The following is a 383-nucleotide window of genomic DNA, read 5'->3' on the forward strand; positions in this document are numbered from 1 at the left end:
GTAGTCTATACAGTATATGAAAAAGACGCTCAGATACAACTACAGGCTAAACCCTAGGCCAGAACAAGAAGTTAAGCTCATTGAGTTTGGTGCGACAGCGCGTGGCATTTGGAATCTGTTGTTGTCTGAAAATATGCGTCGATATGAATACGATAAAACATTCCTGTTTTACAAAGATATGGCTTCTCTCCTCAAGGAAATTAAGCCATTCGAGGAATTTAGCTGGATTAAAGCCTTTGATTCTGCTGCTCAGCAGGTTGCTCGCGACTTGGAAACAGCGATGAAGAATGCATTTTCTAAAGGTCGTTTGCAGCATTTTCCAAAGCACAAAGTTTCCTACAAAAGGAAGCGGCTTCACAATGATAGCTTCCGAGCGGTCAATA

1 protein-coding gene is annotated in these 383 nt (G+C 41.8%); it reads left to right on the forward strand.

Features of this window, described 5'->3' with window-relative positions; translation table 11 throughout:
- Window positions 1–16 precede the first annotated feature (16 nt).
- Window positions 17–383: helix-turn-helix domain-containing protein (locus tag JIG41_RS04650; protein WP_199524315.1), on the forward strand; the 367-nt coding region annotated here is incomplete at its 3' end.

Origin of the sequence: Pseudoalteromonas sp. bablab_jr011 (genome assembly GCF_016464045.1) — a bacterium.
Classification (GTDB): domain Bacteria; phylum Pseudomonadota; class Gammaproteobacteria; order Enterobacterales; family Alteromonadaceae; genus Pseudoalteromonas; species Pseudoalteromonas lipolytica.